21 protein-coding genes are annotated in these 17,607 nt (G+C 69.4%); 10 read left to right on the top strand and 11 right to left on the bottom strand.

Annotation, left to right across the window (positions count from 1 at the left end; all coding sequences use genetic code 11):
• Window positions 1-35 precede the first annotated feature (35 nt).
• Window positions 36-365, bottom strand: a complete 330-nt coding sequence (locus ADE01S_RS31420; RefSeq protein WP_131828756.1) for a hypothetical protein — start codon at window positions 363-365, stop codon at window positions 36-38.
• An 89-nt stretch (window positions 366-454) separates the two neighbouring features.
• On the opposite strand from ADE01S_RS31420, the gene ADE01S_RS01375 reads away from it, so the two are divergent.
• The 10 genes from ADE01S_RS01375 to ADE01S_RS01330 all read left to right on the top strand — a co-directional run bounded on the left by ADE01S_RS01375 (window position 455) and on the right by ADE01S_RS01330 (window position 8,164).
• A complete protein-coding gene (locus ADE01S_RS01375) occupies window positions 455-955 on the top strand; it encodes a cupin domain-containing protein (RefSeq protein ID WP_062679663.1) in 501 nt (166 codons plus the stop codon).
• A gap of 40 nt (window positions 956-995) precedes the next feature.
• Window positions 996-1,310 carry an NIPSNAP family protein gene (locus ADE01S_RS01370; RefSeq protein ID WP_082775650.1) on the top strand — a complete coding sequence of 105 codons (315 nt, stop codon included), beginning with the start codon at window positions 996-998 and terminating at the stop codon, window positions 1,308-1,310.
• 10 nt (window positions 1,311-1,320) lie between these two features.
• Window positions 1,321-2,262 (top strand): 3-hydroxyacyl-CoA dehydrogenase, encoded by a 942-nt coding sequence (locus ADE01S_RS01365; protein WP_062679661.1) that lies wholly within the window; start codon window positions 1,321-1,323, stop codon window positions 2,260-2,262.
• Window positions 2,259-2,783, top strand: coding sequence for a TRAP transporter small permease (locus ADE01S_RS01360; RefSeq protein ID WP_062679660.1), 525 nt, complete (start codon window positions 2,259-2,261; stop codon window positions 2,781-2,783). Before ADE01S_RS01365 ends, ADE01S_RS01360 begins: the two co-directional genes overlap by 4 nt.
• A gap of 2 nt (window positions 2,784-2,785) precedes the next feature.
• A complete protein-coding gene (locus tag ADE01S_RS01355; protein ID WP_062679659.1) occupies window positions 2,786-4,054 on the top strand; it encodes a TRAP transporter large permease in 1,269 nt (422 codons plus the stop codon).
• A gap of 27 nt (window positions 4,055-4,081) precedes the next feature.
• The gene (locus tag ADE01S_RS01350) at window positions 4,082-5,065 is read left to right on the top strand and encodes a TRAP transporter substrate-binding protein (RefSeq protein WP_062679658.1); all 984 of its coding nucleotides are present in this window, start codon (window positions 4,082-4,084) and stop codon (window positions 5,063-5,065) included.
• A 10-nt stretch (window positions 5,066-5,075) separates the two neighbouring features.
• Entirely contained in the window at window positions 5,076-5,867 is a 792-nt protein-coding gene (locus tag ADE01S_RS01345; RefSeq protein WP_062679657.1) for an alpha/beta fold hydrolase, read from the top strand.
• On the top strand, window positions 5,864-6,670 hold the full coding sequence (locus ADE01S_RS01340; RefSeq protein ID WP_062679656.1) for an aspartate dehydrogenase: 807 nt from the start codon (window positions 5,864-5,866) through the stop codon (window positions 6,668-6,670). Before ADE01S_RS01345 ends, ADE01S_RS01340 begins: the two co-directional genes overlap by 4 nt.
• A 10-nt stretch (window positions 6,671-6,680) precedes the next feature.
• On the top strand, window positions 6,681-7,448 hold the full coding sequence (locus ADE01S_RS01335; protein WP_062679655.1) for an SDR family oxidoreductase: 768 nt from the start codon (window positions 6,681-6,683) through the stop codon (window positions 7,446-7,448).
• 83 nt (window positions 7,449-7,531) lie between these two features.
• Entirely contained in the window at window positions 7,532-8,164 is a 633-nt protein-coding gene (locus tag ADE01S_RS01330) for a TetR/AcrR family transcriptional regulator (RefSeq protein WP_062679654.1), read from the top strand.
• Here ADE01S_RS01330 and ADE01S_RS01325 read toward each other — a convergent pair.
• From ADE01S_RS01325 to ADE01S_RS01280, 10 genes are all read right to left on the bottom strand, one after another.
• Window positions 8,064-9,491 (bottom strand): MmgE/PrpD family protein, encoded by a 1,428-nt coding sequence (locus tag ADE01S_RS01325; RefSeq protein ID WP_062679653.1) that lies wholly within the window; start codon window positions 9,489-9,491, stop codon window positions 8,064-8,066. The genes ADE01S_RS01330 and ADE01S_RS01325 overlap by 101 nt on opposite strands.
• Window positions 9,488-10,366: an alpha/beta fold hydrolase gene (locus tag ADE01S_RS01320; protein ID WP_062679652.1), complete on the bottom strand. Its 879-nt coding sequence runs from the start codon at window positions 10,364-10,366 to the stop codon at window positions 9,488-9,490. The genes ADE01S_RS01325 and ADE01S_RS01320 overlap by 4 nt, the downstream gene beginning before the upstream one ends.
• Before the next feature lie 4 nt (window positions 10,367-10,370).
• Window positions 10,371-11,252 (bottom strand): polysaccharide deacetylase family protein, encoded by an 882-nt coding sequence (locus tag ADE01S_RS01315; RefSeq protein ID WP_062679651.1) that lies wholly within the window; start codon window positions 11,250-11,252, stop codon window positions 10,371-10,373.
• Window positions 11,253-11,266: 14 nt separating this feature from the next.
• Complete coding sequence (locus ADE01S_RS01310; RefSeq protein WP_062679650.1) at window positions 11,267-12,016, bottom strand: ABC transporter ATP-binding protein; 750 nt, start codon at window positions 12,014-12,016, stop codon at window positions 11,267-11,269.
• 7 nt (window positions 12,017-12,023) lie between these two features.
• Window positions 12,024-12,866, bottom strand: coding sequence for an ABC transporter permease (locus tag ADE01S_RS01305; RefSeq protein WP_082775649.1), 843 nt, complete (start codon window positions 12,864-12,866; stop codon window positions 12,024-12,026).
• Window positions 12,867-12,913: 47 nt separating this feature from the next.
• Complete coding sequence (locus ADE01S_RS01300) at window positions 12,914-13,891, bottom strand: ABC transporter substrate-binding protein (RefSeq protein ID WP_062679649.1); 978 nt, start codon at window positions 13,889-13,891, stop codon at window positions 12,914-12,916.
• 81 nt (window positions 13,892-13,972) lie between these two features.
• The gene (locus tag ADE01S_RS01295) at window positions 13,973-14,779 is read right to left on the bottom strand and encodes an enoyl-CoA hydratase (RefSeq protein WP_062679648.1); all 807 of its coding nucleotides are present in this window, start codon (window positions 14,777-14,779) and stop codon (window positions 13,973-13,975) included.
• Window positions 14,780-14,804: 25 nt separating this feature from the next.
• Window positions 14,805-16,001, bottom strand: a complete 1,197-nt coding sequence (locus ADE01S_RS01290) for a CaiB/BaiF CoA transferase family protein (protein WP_062679647.1) — start codon at window positions 15,999-16,001, stop codon at window positions 14,805-14,807.
• A gap of 10 nt (window positions 16,002-16,011) precedes the next feature.
• Window positions 16,012-17,391, bottom strand: a complete 1,380-nt coding sequence (locus ADE01S_RS01285; protein ID WP_062679646.1) for an amidase — start codon at window positions 17,389-17,391, stop codon at window positions 16,012-16,014.
• Window positions 17,388-17,573, bottom strand: a complete 186-nt coding sequence (locus tag ADE01S_RS01280; protein ID WP_062679645.1) for a hypothetical protein — start codon at window positions 17,571-17,573, stop codon at window positions 17,388-17,390. Before ADE01S_RS01280 ends, ADE01S_RS01285 begins: the two co-directional genes overlap by 4 nt.
• Window positions 17,574-17,607 lie beyond the last annotated feature (34 nt).

Here is a 17,607-nt window from a genome sequence, read left to right as displayed (position 1 = left end):
TTCGGACGGCCGGCTTATTCGCCGTTATCCGCGGGTCAGGCAATCGGAAAGAAGAAAAACCATTTATCCGACGGTCTGGCAGTCGACGATTTGGCGGTGCTTTCGGGGTATTGGCAGCGTTCTGCCGTGCCATGCCCGACTGCCACGTTTTCCACGCAATCGAATACGTTTTCCGCCGCGCGGGCCGATATCCGGAATATCGGAAAAAAGCCGTCCAGTACGTCGCCTGGTAAACCGCAGGGAGGCGGTCTGGCGCTGAAGCCGGAGCCGGCCGCGCAGCTCGCCACGGCCCGCCAGCCTTCCTGGGCGGCAGGCCTTCGCCTGGCCTTCGGGGCACGGGCATCAACATTAGTACTGACAACCATGTCAGTTTTCTTGAGGGAATTCCCTAGTATGTGAAGTTTTTTGCGCGCCCCTATACTGACTGTCATGTCAGTAAATTGCGGAGTGCGAGATGGTTTCTGAACATCAGCCCGGCGTAGCCGTGGTGATCGGCCCGGACGAGGGCGACAGCTATTGGCAGCCGGTGCCGGCCAACGGTTTCGTGCGCACGCTGCTCAATCGCGCCAATACCGGCGCCTCGATGGATTTCAGCGCCGGCACGCAGACGGTGGCGCCTGGCTGCCACGTGCGCGAGCACTTCCATGACGATCGCGAAGAGGTGATCTACGTCACCGAAGGCCGCGGCGTGGCGGTCGTGGACGGCACCGAATATGCGATGGCGCCCGGCACCTGCTTGTTCCTGGGCAAGCAGCGCAAACACCGCTTTCTCAATGACGGCGCACAGCCGCTGACTTTTTTCTGGATGCTGATGCCCGGCGGCCTGGACGATTTCTTCCGCCAGATCGGCCGGCCGCGCGCGCCGGGCGAATCGGCTCCCGCGCCTTTCCCGAGGCCGGACGATATCGAGCGCATCGAAGCCAATACGGTATTCGGCTGGACCGCGAAGTCCTGAGCCGCGGCCAGTTCCCCTTTTCCTGCAACGGATGTCCCCAGTGTTTATCGAAGAACGCGATTACCGCATCAAGCCCGGCAAGGCCGGCCTGTTTGTGTCGACCTATGAGCAATACGGCCTCGGGCTGCAGAAAAAATACCTGGGCGAGTTCCTGGGCTATTTCATGACGGAGATCGGCGAACTGAACCACGTGGTGGCCTGGTGGGCCTACGACAGCCTGGACGAACGCGATGCCGCGCGCACGCGCATGCTGGCCGATCCCGAATGGCAGTCTTACCTGGACCGGGTCACCGACCTGATCGACATCCAGCAGACCCGGATCCTGAAGCCGGTTTCGTTTTCTCCGATCCGCTGAGCAGCACACCATGAAGCATGCAGTCGTTGTGGGGGGAGGCATCATCGGCGCCTCCTGGGCCATCGTGTTCGCGCGCGCCGGCTTGCGCGTCACCGTCGTGGAGCGGGACCCCGCCAGCGTGGCGGATATGCCCGCGCGCCTTCTCCGGATGCTGGAGCACAGCGCGGGCCTGCTGCGCGAGAGCGATACGCCGGCCAGCGTCGCCGCGCGCATCGGCGCGACCGACGACCTGGCCCGGGCGGTTCCCCAGGCCGACTACTTGCAGGAAGCCGTATCGGAAGACCTGGAGCTCAAGCGCAGTCTGTTCGCCGACCTGGACGCGCTGGCGCCGCCGCATGCCGTGCTGGCCAGTTCCACCTCCACCTACGGCGCCAGCCAGTTCACCGCCGGCCTGCCCGGGCGGGGACGCTGCCTGGTGGCGCACCCCATGACCCCGCCGCATCTGTCGCCGGTGGTCGAGATGTCTTCCGCTCCCTGGACCGAGCCGGACGTCGCGGCCCGGGCCGAGGCTTTCATGCGGGAGCTGGGGCAGCACCCGGTGCGCATCAATAAAGAGATTCCGGGGTTCGTGCTGAACCGGCTGCAGGGCGCCTTGCTGATGGAGATGTTCCGCATGATCGCCGGCGGCGTGATCTCGCCGGCAGACGCCGACGCGCTGATCAGCCAGGGACTCGGCCTGCGCTGGGCGACGCTGGGCCCGCTCGAAGGCGTGGACCTGAACGCCCCGGGCGGCATCGCCGATTATCTGCGGCGCTACGGCCACATCTTCAACGGCATGGCCGCCGAGCAGGGCCTGCCGGCGCCCGTGGACGAGGAACTGATCACGGTCCTGGACCAGGCCTTGCGGCAGGCGCTGCCGCTGGCGGGGCTGGAGGCTAGGCGGCAATGGCGCGACCGGGCGATCGCCGGCGTGCGCGTGGCGCTAAGGGATTACACAGGGGAAAAACCATGAGACTTATCGCCGCCGTCGACGGCTTGAACCGCCTGGTGTGCTGGCTGCTTGCGGCCATGATGCTGGGCATGACTTTATGCACGATATGGCAGGTGGCCGTGCGCTTCCTGCTGACCGGCCTGGGATGGAACATGGCCGCGCCCTGGACCGAGGAGGTGGCCCGCTACCTGATGATCTGGATCATCTTCCTGGGCGCCGGCGTGGCCTGCCGCCATGCGCAGCTCATCGCGCTGGAACTGGTGGTGACGCGCCTGCCGCCGGTGCTGGGCCGCCTGCTTCGTTATGCCGCGCTGCTCGGCTGCCTGGCGTTCTTCGTGCTCATGATCGCGCTGGGCATGGAGTTCGTCGAGTTCGGCGAAATCGAGACCAGCCCGGTGCTGTCCATGCCCAAGATCTGGGTCTACCTGGCGATGCCGTTCGGCTTCGGCCTCATGTTCCTCAACACCCTGACGCTGATCGGCGAATGCCTGTTGCAGCGTGGCGATATCCGCCACGCCGGCCAGGCCCATGCCGCGGAGTAATCATGCTATCTGCCGTCGTATTGCTGTTGCTGTTGTTCGCCGCCAGTATTCCGGTGGCGCTGAGCCTGGGCATCGCGCCGCTGCCGGCATTGCTGGCGCGCGACGTGCCGCTGTTGGCGGTGCCCCAGACCATGTTCGAGGCCATGGACTCGTTCGCCCTGATGGCGGTGCCGTTCTTCGTGCTGGCCGGCCGCCTGATGCAGACGGGCGGCATCGCCAGCCGCCTGATGGATCTGGGGCTGGCGCTGATCGGTTGGGTCAAGGGCGGGTTGGGCGGCTCCGCGGTGCTGACCACGATGTTCTTTTCCACCATCTGCGGATCGTCGTCCGCCACCACCGCGGCCATCGGTTCGGTGATGATCCCGGAAATGGAGCGTCGCGGCTATCCGCGTCCGTTCGCCGCTTCGGTGGTGGCGTCCAGCGGCGAGCTGGGCGTGATCCTGCCGCCTTCGGTGCCCATGATCATCTATGCGATGCTGACCGGCGTGTCGGTCGCGGACATGTTCGTGGCCGGCATCCCGGCGGGCCTGCTCATCGGCCTGTCGCTGATCATTACCATCATGGTGATGTCGCGCCTGTATGACTACGGCGAATCCCAGAGGTTCAGCCTGGGGCAATGGGCGGGCAACGTCTGGCGCTCGCTGCGCCACGCCAGCCTGTCGCTGCTGATGCCGGTCATCATCCTGGGCGGCATCTACGGCGGCTTCTTCACCGCCACCGAGGCCGCGGTCGTGGCGGTCGCGTACACCTTCATCGTCAGCGTCTTCATCTACCGCGAAATCAAATGGAAGGACCTGCCCGCGATCTTCTGGTCGTCCGCGGTCACCTCCGGCATCGTGCTGCTGATCGTGGGGTTCGCGTCGGTGTTCGCCTACGTCCTGTCGCTGTACCAGGCGCCGCAACAAGTGGCCCAGCTCCTGCTCGGCGTGTCCGACAACCCGCTGGTGTTCCTGCTGCTGGTGAACATCGCCCTGCTGGTGATCGGCCTCTTCATGGAGACCTTCGCCGCGATCCTGATCCTGGCGCCGGTGCTGGCGCCGGTGGCGGTCAGCCTGGGCATCGACCCCGTGCATTTCGGCCTGATCGTGATCGTCAACCTGGCGGTCGGCATGGTGACGCCGCCGGTCGGCGTGAATCTTTTCCTGGTCTGCGGCATCGCCAAGGTGTCGATGGAGCGGCTGATGCGGCCCCTGTCGGTATTCCTGGCCGTGCTGTTGCTGGACCTGATGATCATCACCTATGGGCCGTCGCTCTACGCCCGTTTTTTTTGAACCCGTAAGTTCCAGAGGAAGTGCATCATGACCATCGTCAAATCCCTGCTCGCCGCGCTGGCCCTGGCCGGTGTGTCCCTGGGCGCCGCCGCGCAGCCCATCCAGATCAATATCGGCCATGCCCTGGGCGACACCAGTTCGTACCAGGCCGCCGGCCTCCACTTCGCCGAGCTCATGAAGCAGAAGGTCGGCGACAAGGTCAAGGTCACGCTTTATCCGTCGGGCGGCCTGGGCGGTGAACTCAAGCTGGTGCAGGGCACGCGCACCGGCGTGGTCGACGCGATGATCATCGCGCAGGCTTCGCTGGAGAACACGGTGAAGGAATACCGCGTGCTGTCGCTGCCTTACCTGTTCAACGACTACGAAGAGGCCAATCGCATCATGCAGGGCCCGGTGGGCGACCGCCTGCTGGGCGTGCTGCCCAAGTACAGCATGGTGGGCCTGGGCTGGGGCGCGGTGTACGCGCGCAGCCTGGCCTCCATGAAGCCGATTCCGGACCTGGACGCGATGAAGGGCCTGAAAGTCCGCGTGATCCAGTCCCCCGGCTTCGTCGAGGCCTACCGGGCGCTGGGCTCGCAGCCCACGCCGACCGCCTACGCCGAACTGTTCCTGAGCCTGCAGAACGGGGTGGTCGACGCGGCCGAGCTGAGCCCCGACCAGACCGTGGCCGACGGCTTCGCCGAGGTGATCAAGTACTACTCGGCGACCGCCGTCCACCAGCTGCCCAGCCTGTTCATCATTTCCAAGGCCAAGTACGACCGCCTGCCCGAGGACGTGCGCGCGGCGGTGGTCGAGGCGGGACGCGAGTCCATGAAGGTGGCCGTGCAGTTCCAGGACAAGAAGCTGGCCGAGGCGTTCGACGTGCTCAAGCAGCGCGGCGTGAACGTGCAGTACCCGGACCAGGCGCCGTTCCGCGCCGCGGCGCGCGGCGCCTGGCCCGAGATCGCCAAGGCGGCTCCCGGCGGCGAGCAGTTCCTGGCCGAGATCGAAGCCGCCCGGGCCGCCAAGTAAGGCGGCGGCCATGACCGACTTCACCGTGGCCCTGCCGGACGGGGCCAGGCTGGCGGCGCGCGAGACGGGCGAGGGCGACCCGGTGCTCCTGGTCAGCGGACTGGGTGGCACCGGCGGATTCTGGCGACCCGTCGTGGCCGCCATGCCGCGGCGCCGCTGCGTGGTGTTCGACCAGCGCGGGGTCGCGGCCTCGACCCGGGGCGAGGCCCCGGTCGATATCGCGCAACTGGCCCGCGACGCCTGGGCCGTGCTGGACGCGCGCGGCATCGGCCGCGCGCACCTGGTGGGCCATTCCACCGGCGGCTGCATCGTGCAGGAAATGGCGCTGCAGGCGCCTGAGCGCGCGGCGGGCCTGGTGCTGGGCGGAACCTGGGGTGGGCCCGACGCCTATATGCAGGCGCTTTTCGCGATGCGCCTGGCCTTGCTGGATGCCTCGCCCGCCTTGTACGAGCAGACCGGCGCTTTTCTCTCCTATCCCGCGCCGTGGCTGCGCGAGAACGCGGCGGCGATCCAGCCGCCGGCCGGAGACTGGCCCGCCGCCCGCGTCGCCGTCGTGCGCGAACGCATCGCGGCGCTGCTGGCCTACGACCGCCGGGCCGACCTGCCGCGCCTGGCGGCGCCGGCGCTGGTGCTGGGCGCGCGCGACGACCAGATCGTCCCGTTCGCGCTCCAGCAGGCGCTGGCCGCGGCGTTGCCCCGGGCGGCGCTGCAGGCGCTGGACGGCGGCCACTTTTTCCCTGTCGTGCGCACCGCGGACTATGCCGCGGCGCTCACGGATTGGTTTGGACAGCATTCCCTATGACGCATCGCATCGCATTCATCGGCCTTGGGGCCATCGCCTCGGACGTGGCCGCGGGCCTGTCCGAGGATCCCGGCATGGCCTGCACCCTGGCCGCGCTCACCCACAAGGCGGACACGTCGGCGCCCGACCAATGGGCCGGCCGGATCGCGCCGCTGTCCTCGCTGGACGAACTGCTGTCCTGGCGGCCCGACCTGGTGGTCGAGATGGCCGGCCAGCCCGCCGTCCAGCAGTACGCCGAGGCTTGCCTGGAGGCGGGCCTGGACATGGTGATCTGCTCGGTCGGCGCGCTGGCCGACGACGGCCTGCTGAGCCGCCTGGTTGCCGCCGCCGAGCGCGGCCGCGCCCGGATCCGCGTGCCGGCCGGCGCGGTGGCGGGCCTGGATTACCTCCAGGCGCTCGCGGGCCGCGCCGACGCGGAGGTGGTCTATGAATCGCGCAAGCCGGTGGCGGCGTGGCGCGCCGAACTGCCGGCCCTGGGCATCGATCCGGAAACGCTGGATGCCAGCCGGGTGCTGTTCAGCGGCTCGGCGCGGGAAGCCGCGCTGCGCTTTCCCAAGAACCTGAACGTGGCCGCCACGCTGGCGCTGGCCGGCATCGGCATGGAGCGCACGCGGGTGGAGGTGGTCGTCGATCCCCAGGCGCGCGGCAACCAGCACACCGTGCGCGTCAACAGCCCGCTGGGCGACATGCAAATCCAGCTGGTCAACGCGCCCGCGCCCACCAATCCCAAGACTTCCTGGCTGGTGGCCCAGAGCGTGCTGTCCACCATAAGGCGCCATCTGGCGTTTTTCACCATAGGCTGACGGAGGATCCATGTCTCAACGCTTGAAGGGCAAGATCGCGGTCGTGACGGGCGCGGGTTCCGGCATCGGCGAGGCCACGGCGCGCCTGATGGCGCGCGAAGGCGCCATCGTGGTGCTCGCAGACAGGGCGGCGCCGGCCGCCGAAGCCGTGGCCCGGGACATCGCCGCGCAGGGCGGCACGGCCGAAGCGCGCGAGGTGGACGTGGGCGACGCGGCCGCCATGCGCCAAATGATAGAGGCCGTCGCGCAGCGTCATGGGCGGCTGGACGTGCTGGTCAACAATGCCGGCTACGGCATCGCCGCCAACGTGGTCGACACCGCCGAGGACGACTGGGCCAGGCTGATGCGCGTCAACGTCGACGGCGTGTTCCACGGCTGCAAGTACGCGATTCCCATTATGCGGCGCCAGGGCGGGGGGGCGATCGTGAACACCGCCTCCGCGGGCGCGCTGGTGGGCCTGCGGGAACGCGCCGCCTATTGCGCGTCCAAGGGCGCGGTGGCGGCGCTCACGCGCGCGATGGCCCTGGACCACGCCACGGAGGGGATCCGGATCAATTGCGTGGCGCCCGGCACCATCGAATCGCCGTATTTCCGCGAGATCTATGCGCGCAGCGCGGATCCCGAGGCCTTGCGCGCCACCCTGGCGGCGCGCCAGCCGATGAACCGCCTGGGAAGCCCGGAAGAGGTCGCGCGGGCCATCGTGTTCCTGGCCAGCGACGATGCTTCCTTCGCCACCGGCAGCACCCTGGTGCTCGATGGCGGGTTGACGGCCGCGTAGCGCCGGCGGCGCGGATCGTATGCCCTAGAATGTGGCAAGTCCGCGCCGAGGAGGGCGCCGCGCACGCAGGAGGTATCCGTACGGTGAAAGAAACCCAGGCCCAGGTGCCGATGAAGGAACGCATCAAGGAAGTCGCCGCCGATATGCTGATCGAACACGGAAGCTCGGGCTTCCGTTTCCAGCAGATCGCCCAGGCGCTCGACTGCACGCGGGGCAACATCCATTACCACTACCGCCACAAGCGCGAGCTCGTGGAGGACGTGACGATCGAATACTGCCAGCGCACGATCGGGCATTTCGACCAGATCTGGCTGTCGGCGTCCTCGCTGTCCGAGAAGATTCGGCTCAGCATGCAGTTCAACGAGATGCGCTACCTGAAGCGCAATCCCCAGGGCAACACCAGCAACCCCTGGAGCCTGATCGCCCGCATGCGCCTCGAAAGCGCCTTGATCACTCCCGCGGCGCGGGAGGCGCTGGCCCGCTATTCCCATGACCTGCAGCGCAGCGTGGCCGCGGGCGTCAGGCAGGCGGTGGAATCGGGCGAGCTCAAGCCCGACACGCCGGTGGAGCTGGTGGCGCTGCCCATCATCGAAATGGCCAACAGCGCCGATCCCATCACCCGAGATGCGGGCCGCTTCGACCGCCTGCGCCTGATGTACGAAGCGATCGACCGATTGATCCACGACGCCTACGGCGTGCCGAAGGCACCGGGCTGAAATCGTCGCCGCCGAGCCGCGGCAGCATTTCCAGCGACAGGATCGCTTCCATCCGCCGCCTGGCGCGCTGCGGCGTCCAGCCGGCCGACGTCATCAGGAGCCGGGCAAGGTCCAGCACCTGGCCGGGCGCCATTGGCCGCTCCGGATCGCCCAGCGCGTCGTGGACCTGATGCCGCAGTTCCCGGCCGTTCTTGAGGACCACCGTGACCGTCGCGCCGAAATGCCGCGGATACCGCGCGGAGCAGTGCTCGCAGGGCGCCGCGCGGACCAGGGCGCGCACGCGCGCATGCGCGGTGTCGGCGATCGCGCTCTCGGAAAAATCCCCGGCCTCGGGCCAGCCTTTGTTCAGGGCGACCGCGACGGCGTGCTGCAGGCTGAAGCGCGCCTCATGAGGCGTGGCGGGCCGGGCTCGGTCGCAGAACGCGATTGCGTCGCCGTAGGTGTCCACGCGGATCGCGGCGATGTCGGCGGCGGGCAGCGCCCGCCAGCCGTCCCGTTCGCGCCAGGCGTCGCGCAGCGCCAGCGCGGCGTCGATGGCTGGATGGGCATGCCGGCAGGCGGCCCAGGGCTTGAACGTGGTCTGGTGGATTTTCCAGGGGGCGGCGGGGTCGGCGCCGATCCGCTCGGGACGCGGGTCCGGGCAGGTTGCCGTGTAAAAGCCCTTTTCCCCCTCCAGGGCGCGGGCCGGACCGCGTATGCCGGCCTGGGCCAGCAGGGCCGCCTGCACGCCCGTCTGCGAGGCGCGCGCCATGCTCCAGGGCTTGGCGTCGCAGGGATCCAGGCGGATCTGCCACAGGCCGGAAGGCTGCGTGACGGCCAGCGCCAGCGCGTCGGCGCTGCGGGCCGCGTCCAGGCCCAGCAGGCTGGCGGCGGCCACGGCCGCGCCCGCCGCGCCGCAGGACGAGGTGTTGTGCCACTGCTCGTAGTGGCGCGGGCCCACCGATTCGCCCATCCGTATCATGGCCTCGTAGCCGCGCACGATGGCCAGCAGGGTTGCCGCGCCGCTGGCGGCGGTGCGCCGGGCGACATGCAGGGCGGCGGGGATCACGACCGGGCCGGGGTGCACCAACGCTTCGCGATGGAAGTCGTCGAGCTCGTGCATGCAGCCCAGCGAGGCTTCCAGCAGCAAGCCGCTCCAGCCGTCGCCGGCGCCGGGGGCGATGCCGCCGGGCGGTCCATAGCCGCGGCGCAGCGCGGCGGCCAGCGGGGTGGCCGCGCCCAGCGCCGCCGCGCCCGTCCACGCGGCCACGTGGAGCGCGGCGCGCTCGCGGTCGTCGCGCGATGCCGGCCGCAGGCAGATCCGGGCGAGTTCGCCGACCAGGCTCATGAGAGCTTCATGACCTCGCCGGTGGCGCGGGGATCGCGCGCCGTCCAGCGTCCGGCCTCGACGGCGGCGATGAAGTCCAGCACGGCCCGGTTGAATGCCTCGGGCTCCTCCAGGTTCAGCGTATGGCCGGTCTTGGGCAGCATCAGCAGGCCGCTGGCGGGCAGGGTGCGCTTGAGGAAAAGGGCCGGCTCCAGGGCGTGGTCGTCCTCGTCGCCGGCAATGATGAGCGTGGGCGCCGACAACCCGCCTAGCGGGCCCGCCAGGGTATCCAGGGCGGGGCGCCCGGCCTGGACGCCGCGCAGGGTCAGCGCGGCGCCGGTGGCGTCATGGCGGCTCAGGGCATCCGCGAAGACCTGCCAGCCGCGCGGATCCTTGTTCTGGTATTGAACCCGCGCCGCGCCGGCCGCGTAGGTGGGGCCGTAGCCGGCGCTGCCCAGCGTTTCGAAGCGCTCGGCGGCCTGCAGCGAGGCTTCCCGGAAGGCGGCGTGGCCGGACGCGAGCGCGCCGTAGCCCACGCCGGCGATGGTCAGCGAGCGCACGAGTTCGGGATGGGCCAGGCCGAAATGCAGGGCCGCGAAGCCCCCCATGGAGAGGCCGACGACATGGGCGCGGTCGATGCCGCGGGCCGCCAGCACCGAGGCCAGATCGCGGACGGCGTTGTCCTGGGAGTAGGCCGCGGGATCGGTGGGCACGTCGGACGGCGGGTAGCCGCGGGCGGCGTATACGACGCAGCGGTGGCGTCGCGCGAAGGCCCGCAGCTGGGGTTCCCAGCTCAGGTGGTCGCCCGCGAATTCGTGGACGAACACGACGGGAGAGCCCTGTCCGGCTTCTTCCACGTGCAGGCGGTATCCGTCATGGGTGAGGGCGGTAGGCATGGGGTTAGGCGAGAGAGGGAGGGGGGCGGCGCTGCTTGAACCAGTCGGCGATCTGGCCGCCGGTCATGAAGTCGACCTTCGGATGGCGCAGCAACAGGTCCAGCATTTCCTCGAAGTAGCCGTAGCGGTGCGGCACGCCCATCAAGTGCGGGTGCAGGCCCAGCGCGAGCACTCTGGGCTGCGTTTCGCATTCGCGCTCGAACAGCGCCAGGGTGCGCGTCAGTCGCAGCAGGAATTCGGGCGAGGAGTGCTTTTCGACGGCATAGATGACCGAGTCGTTCAGCTCCAGGTTGTACGGCATCTGGATCAGCGAACCGCGCTTGACGCGCATCCAGTTGGGCAGATCGTCCAGGACCCAGTCGCACACGTATTCCACGCCGGCGTCGGCCAGCAGGTCGGGCGTGTCGGGCGTTTCGCGCAGGCCCGGGCTGAGCCATCCGCGGGGGCGGCTGCCGGTGAAGGCGCGCAGTTTCTCCAGGCAGGCCGCGATCAGCTCGGCCTCGGCGTCCGCCTGGTTCAGCGTCTTCTGGTGCATGCCGTGCCCGATGAACTCCCATCCCGCCGCGAGCATGGCCTCGGCCGCGCGCGGGTAGGCGTCGATGACGCTGGCGTTGCAGCTGGTCGAGGCGGGCAGGCCGCGGGACCGGATCGCGGCGAGCATGCGCGGCAGGCCGGCGCGCATGCCGTACTCGGCCCAACTGTAGTTGGGCACGTCCGGCACGGTCTCGCGGCCGTGCGGCGGGGTGATGATGGTGCGCGGCATGGGCTGGTCGAACGGCCAGTGCTCGACGTTGATGACCAGGTGCACCATGATCCGGCCTTGCCCCGGCTCGGCCAGGGCGGGCGGATCGGCGGAGAACGCGTAGGGGATGCGGGGAGTCGCCATGAGGGATCCAGGGGTCAGTGACGCATTTGCTTGAGGATTTCGCGCTTGAGTCCGTTGAACGCTTCGCCGGTGATCAGGTCGAGCGAGCGGGGGCGCTCGATGGGAACCGTGATGCGCGTGGCGATGCGCCCCGGGCGGGCCGACATGACGTAGATCGTGTCGGCCAGCAGGATGGCTTCGTCGATGTCGTGGGTGACGAAGACCACAGTGGTCCGCAGCTTCTGCCACACCGACAGCAGCAGCTCCTGCATGGTGAGCCGCGTTTGCGCATCGAGCGCGCCGAACGGTTCGTCCATCAGCAGGACCTTGGAGCCCAGCGTCAGCACGCGCGCGATGCCCACGCGCTGGCGCATGCCGCCCGAGAGCTGGATGGGCAGGTGGCGGGTGAACGCCGACAGGCCGGTGATGCGCAGCATCTCTTCGGCGCGCTCGGCGTATTCGGCCTTGGACAAGCCCGCGATCTTGGGGCCGAAGACCACGTTCTCCCATACGTTCAGCCAGGGAAACAGCGCGGCTTCCTGGAACACGACGCCGCGTTCCGGGCCGGGCCGCGTCACGGGTTCGCTGTCGACGGTCAGCGCGCCGGAGGTGGGGGATTCGAAGCCCGCGATCAGGTTCAGCAAGGTGGACTTGCCGCAGCCGGATGGCCCCAGCAGGGCCACGAACTCGCCGGCGGGAACGTGCAGGTCGATGCCGTCCAGCGCTTGCACCGGGGTCGCTCCCGGATAGGTCTTGCTCAGGTTCGTGACGGAAATATCAGACATGGCACCCTCAATGATTCTGCAGCATGCGCCAGACCAGGACCCGGCGTTCGATGATGACGATCAGGCGGTCGCTGAGGAAACCCATCAGCCCGATGGAGACCATGTCCGCGAGCACGATGTCCATGCGGCCGACGTAATAGGCGTCCCACAGCACATAGCCCAGGCCGGATTTCACGGCCACCATTTCCGAGACGATCACGGCCGTCCACGAGATGCCCAGGCCGATGCGCAGGCCCGTGAAGATGGCGGGCATGGCGGCCGGCAGCACGACCCGGCGCAGCAGTTGCGTGGAGGAGGCGCCCATCATGCGCGCCGCGCGCACCAGGTTGCGGTCAACGTCGCGTGCGCCCTGCGTGGTGTTGACCACGATGGCGTAGAAGCCGCCCAGGAAGATCAGGAAGATGGAGCCCATGTCGCGGATGCCGAACAGGGCGATGGAAAACGGCAGCCAGGCCGTGATCGGAATGGGGCGCAGCCCCTGTATCAGCGGGTCCAGCGTCTGGGAAGCCAGGCGGCTCCAGCCGATGGCCAGGCCCAGCGGAATCCCCAGCAGCATCGCCAGCGCGAACCCCTGGATCACGCGCATGGCCGAGTACTGCACGTTGCCCGCCCAGGTGCCCTGGTAGGGGTTGAGCCCCATCCCCGGCGGGCCGAAGATCCAGGCATACCACGCGCGCGCCACCTGCACCGGCGTTGGCACCACGCCGGCCATGTCGGGCGACTGCCCTGCCAGTTGCCAGACGATCAGGATCAGGGCGGGCACCGCCAGCCCCAGTCCCGCCTGGCCGATCGCGCGGCGGGAGCGGCGGATCGGCGTTGCGCATTTCAGTGTTGAAGCGTTCACCAGCATCTCCTTGGCTGGCGGCCGGCCCCCAGGCCGGTCCGCGAGCCGCGCAATCACATGACTTCCTTGAGCAGCTCGGCATCCCATACGGTATCGATCTGCCCGCTCACGTCTTTCGGAATGACGCCCAGCTCATTGAAGGTCTTGGCCTGGCGACGCATCTGGTCCAGGTCCAGCACGCCGCCCAGCTTGATCAGCTTGGCCGATTCCCGGGTGACGTTCAAGGGCAGCCCGGTGTACTTGGAATAGGCTTCGGCGAAGGCCTCCGGGTCCTTGGCGAGCCTTTCCTCGGCGTTCTTGTAGGCCCACAGGAAGCACTTGACCGCTGCGCGCTTGTCGCGCAGCGCGTCGCGCGTGGTGGCGAGCAGGCCCAGTTCGGCACCCACCGCCTTGCTCTGGCTGTATTCCAGGTTCTTCGCGAAGAAGGCGGTGCCGTCGGCCACCAGCTGGGATTCGAACGGCTCCCACAGCGCGACCGCGTCCACGTCGCCGCGTTGCAGCGACTGGACGAAAGCCGTGCCGCCGCCCTGGATGTTGACGGCGGTGAAGGTGTTGTAGGGCACGCCCTTTTCGGCGAGCATGGCCGCCCACTGGAACCAGACGGCCGAGCCCGGCGCGATGCCGACGCGCTTGCCGGCCAGGTCCTTCCAATCGTCCATCTTGACGCCCTTGCGCGTCACCAGGTACTTGGGCGAGGACGCGACGCCGGACAGCCCGACCAGCTTCTGGCTGCCCTGGGCCAGCGCGATCGCCAGGTCGGCCGGGCCGATGCCGGACACGTCCACCGAACCCGACAGCAGGGCGGTGCGCGCATCGGCATAGCGGACGAATTCGACGGGCTTGACCTCGACGTTGCAGGCCTTCAGGTCGTCCGCGACGAAGATGATGGGAGAGAGGTGGCCGACCTTGACGTAGCCCACCGTCAGCACCTGCTTTTGCGGCGCGGGCGCCGGCCGCGGGCCGACGGCGTGGCTGCCCGCGGCATAGGCGCAAAGCGCGCCGGCGAGGGTCATCCTGTAGAGCGTTTTCATGCATTTTCCCCTTGTTGCTTGATAAACACTGCGAGTGGCGCGGGCGGTGCCGCGCCAGGAAGAAACCGAGCCGGATTGCGCTCAGCTTCCGGTGAACACGGGCGGCCGCTTCTCGCGGAACGCCAACTGCCCTTCCTGGTAGTCCTGGCTGAGAAAGCAGGCTCGGACGGCTTCGTCGACGGCCTCGGCGGTCGGGGCGGACGGCTCGCCCGCCAGGTGCCGCAGGGCCATCTTGGCGGCGCGCAGGGTCAGCGGGGCGTTGCCCGCCACTTCCCCGATGCGCCTGGCCACGGCCTGGTCGAATTCCTCTTCGGCGTAGACCTCGTGCACCAGGCCGATGCGCGCGGCTTCGATGCCGTCCAAGGTTCTCGCGGTCATGAACAGGTCGGCGGTGCGCGCCGCGCCCAGTATGTCGCGCATGCGCTTGAGGCCTTCCATCGCATAGCCCAGCCCCAAGCGTCCCGCCGGCATCCGGAAGCGCGAACCCTGGCTGCAGTAGCGCAGGTCGCAGGCCAGCGCGAGCGCCATGCCGCCGCCCATGCAGATGCCGCGTATCGCCGCGATCACGGGCAACGGGCAGGCGCTCAAGGCGCGCATGGCGCCGGCCACCGCGGCGTCGTAGCGGGCGATCTGGGCGGGATCCTTGCGCTGGGCGCCGAATTCGGAAATGTCGGCGCCGGACACGAAGGCGCGGTCGCCGTCGCCCGCCAGCACAATGGCGCGCGCGTCGTCGCGGTTGCCGGCTTCCCGCAGGACGCGCGCCAGTTCTTCCCACATCGCCAGGGACATGGCGTTGTAGCGCGCCGGGTTGACGATGCGGACGCGCACGACGTTGCCTTCCAGGGCGACGTCCAGGCGGCCGGGGGCGGGTGAGGATGCTGGGGTCATGGGAATCTCCGCGTGGGCAGTTGCATCAGATGGCGCGGGCGTCGCGCAGCCGTTCGATATCCGCGTCAGCGTAGCCGGCTTCCAGCAGGATTTCCTCGGTATGTTCGCCCCAGCCGGGCGCGGTGCGCGCGATCTCGGCCGGCGTGCGGGCGAGCGTGACCGGCTGCGTGATCAGCGTGCGCTCGCCGCCTTGCCAGGCCGGGCAGGTCCGCGCCGTCTGCAGGTGCCGAACCTGCGGGTCCTCGAACATCTGCGGCACGGAATAGACCGGGCCGGCCGGCACGCCGGCCTCGTTCAGCAGCGTCACCCAATGGTCCACGTCCGCATTGAGGAACATGGCCTGGATCTCGCGGTTCAGGCGCTGGCGGTTGGCCACGCGCAGCTTCTCGGTGGCGAATTCCGGATCCGACTCCCAGTCGTGGCGTTCGAGTGCGGCGCAAAAGCGTTTCCAGTTGCCTTCGCCCGCGGCGCCCAGGTTGAACATCCCGTCCTTGGCCTGGAACAGGCCCATCGGGCTGCTGGTCGGGTGGTCGTTGCCTTCCTGGCGCGGGACGTCGCCGTCGTTCAGGTAGCGCGCCGCCTGGAAGTCCATCATGGCGATCTGGGAATGCAGCAGCGAGGCGTGGACCCACTGCCCCTCGCCGGATTGTTCGCGTTCCAGCAGCGCCGTCAGGATGCCGAGGGCGGCATACAGGCCCGTGCTGGAGTCGGCGACCGCCAGGCCGGCGCGCACCGGCCCCTGGCCGGGCAGGCCGGTGACCGACATCAGCCCGCCCATGCCCTGGATGATCTGGTCGAAGCCCGGCCGGCCCGCGTAGGGGCCGGTCTGGCCGAAGCCGGAGATGCTGGCGAGGATCAGCCTGGGGTTGAGCCGGCGCAGCGACTCGTAATCCAGGCCCAGTCGCCGCTTGACGTCGGGGCGCCAGTTCTCGACCACCACGTCGGCCTCGGCCGCGAGGCGCTTGAACACGTCCAGGCCTTCGGGCGTCTTGAGGTTGAGGGTCAGCGAGCGCTTATTGCGGTTCAGGTTCTGGAAGTCCCCGCTCCAGCGGTCGGCGGCGAACATGGCTTCGTTGGGATCGACGCCCGGCGGCGGCTCTATCCGGATCACGTCCGCGCCGAAGTCGGCCAGCATGCGCACGCAGGTGGGGCCCGCCCGCACGCGGGAGAGGTCTAGCACGCGGAAGCGCCGCAGGGCTGGCGAGGCGGAGAGTTGTGGCATGGTCTCGGCTTCAGAGAGGTGAGGGAAGGAAAGAAGCGGCGCGCGGACGCGCCCGCTCCACGTGGCGGGCGAACGCGAGCAGCCGGGCTTCGTGGCCGGGGCGGGCGATCGCCTGGATGCTGATGGGCCGCTTGCGGCTGTCCAGGCCGATGGGGAACACGATGGCGGGCAGGCCCAGGTAATTGACGAAGGCCATCCAGCTGAACATATCCAGCAATTGGCGCGGCTCGAACGTGTCGGTGCCGGTCAGTACCTGCCGCCAGTCGGGCACGCCGCGCGGCAGGGCCGGCGTCAGCAGCAGGTCCACCCCGCGCAGCGCCTGGGCGACGAACCGCCGGGCATGCGCGCCGCGCTGGCGCAACGCGTCCAGGTACCAGACGGCGGGCAGCGCCGCGCCCGCCAGCGCCACCGTGCGGGTCAGCGGCGTCAGGGCGGGGGCGTCTTCGCGCAGGGCGGCCGAGTGGATGGACGCCGCTTCGGCATGCAGCAGGGTATCGGCGAGCCGGGTCCAGGTCGGCAGGCCGTCCAGCGCGACCGGCTTGCGCGCCGTGCCCGCCGGCAACGCGTCCACCAGGCCCTGCAGCGCGTGGCCGACCTCCGAAGACAACGTGACGGCCGGGTTGGGATGCTCCCAGCAGGTGGCGACGCGCCAGGCGGTTGCGTCGGGCGCGTCGGCCCAGGCCTGGGCGCCCTGTGGAAAGAGGCGCCGCGCCTGCGCGGGAGCGACCAGGTTTTCGAGGATGAGGGCGGCGTCGGCCGCGTCGCGGGCGAGGATGCCGGCCGTGTCCAGGCTGGGGGCGAGCGGCGCGATGCCCTGAGTGGGCAACAGCCCGCGCGTGGGTTTGAGCCCCAGGATGCCGCAGGTGGCGGCGGGAATGCGCACGGAGCCGGCGGTGTCGGTGCCCAGCGAGCCGTAGCACAGGCCCGCGGCCACGGCGACCGCCGATCCGCTGGAGGACCCGCCCACCGTCGCCTGCGCGTCGACCGGATTGCGGGGCAGGGGGTAGTGCGGATTTTCCCCGGTCGCGCCGCAAGCGTGTTCGGCCATGGCCAGCGCGGCCAGCGGCTGGCTGCCGGCGGCGTCCAGCCGGCGGATCAGCGTTGCCGCGGCCGCGGACGGCGGGCCGGCATTCAGGGCGGGATCCGTGCCGCGGCCGGGAGCGCGGCCGCGCAGCATGAAGATGTCCTTGTGGGCCAGGCCCACGCCGGCCAGGGGCAGCGCGAGCCCGGGCAGGGACGCGGGCGGGTCGAACACCGCGGTCGCGCTGTGCAGCGGATCCGCGACGAAGGCCGCGTGCTGCCGCGCCAGGGCGTCCTGCAGGCCGATATCGCCGCGCAGCAGGGCGCCGCGCAGGGCCGCGATCCCCTCGGGCAGTCCGGCCGGCGTCATCGCGGCGCCTCCTGCCGGCGGAGCGGGGGCGCGAGCCGGGCGAGGGTCTTGGCCGCGCCGCGGACCTGGGCCTCGGTTGCCGGGATGCCTTGCCGCGCGAGCAGCTCGCGCACGCCCAGGACCCAGGGCGGCAAATCGGCCCGCGGATCCGGCGCCTGCTCGGCTTTGTCAGGAATGCCCATTCCTACCCCTTGCTTGTATTATTTGAACGTTTAT

The sequence above is a fragment of the Achromobacter denitrificans NBRC 15125 genome, from assembly GCF_001571365.1.
GTDB classification, from domain to species: Bacteria; Pseudomonadota; Gammaproteobacteria; order Burkholderiales; family Burkholderiaceae_B; genus Achromobacter; species Achromobacter denitrificans.
The sequence above is the reverse complement of the archived record's forward strand: the minus strand, read 5'-3'. Positions and strand labels throughout refer to the sequence as shown.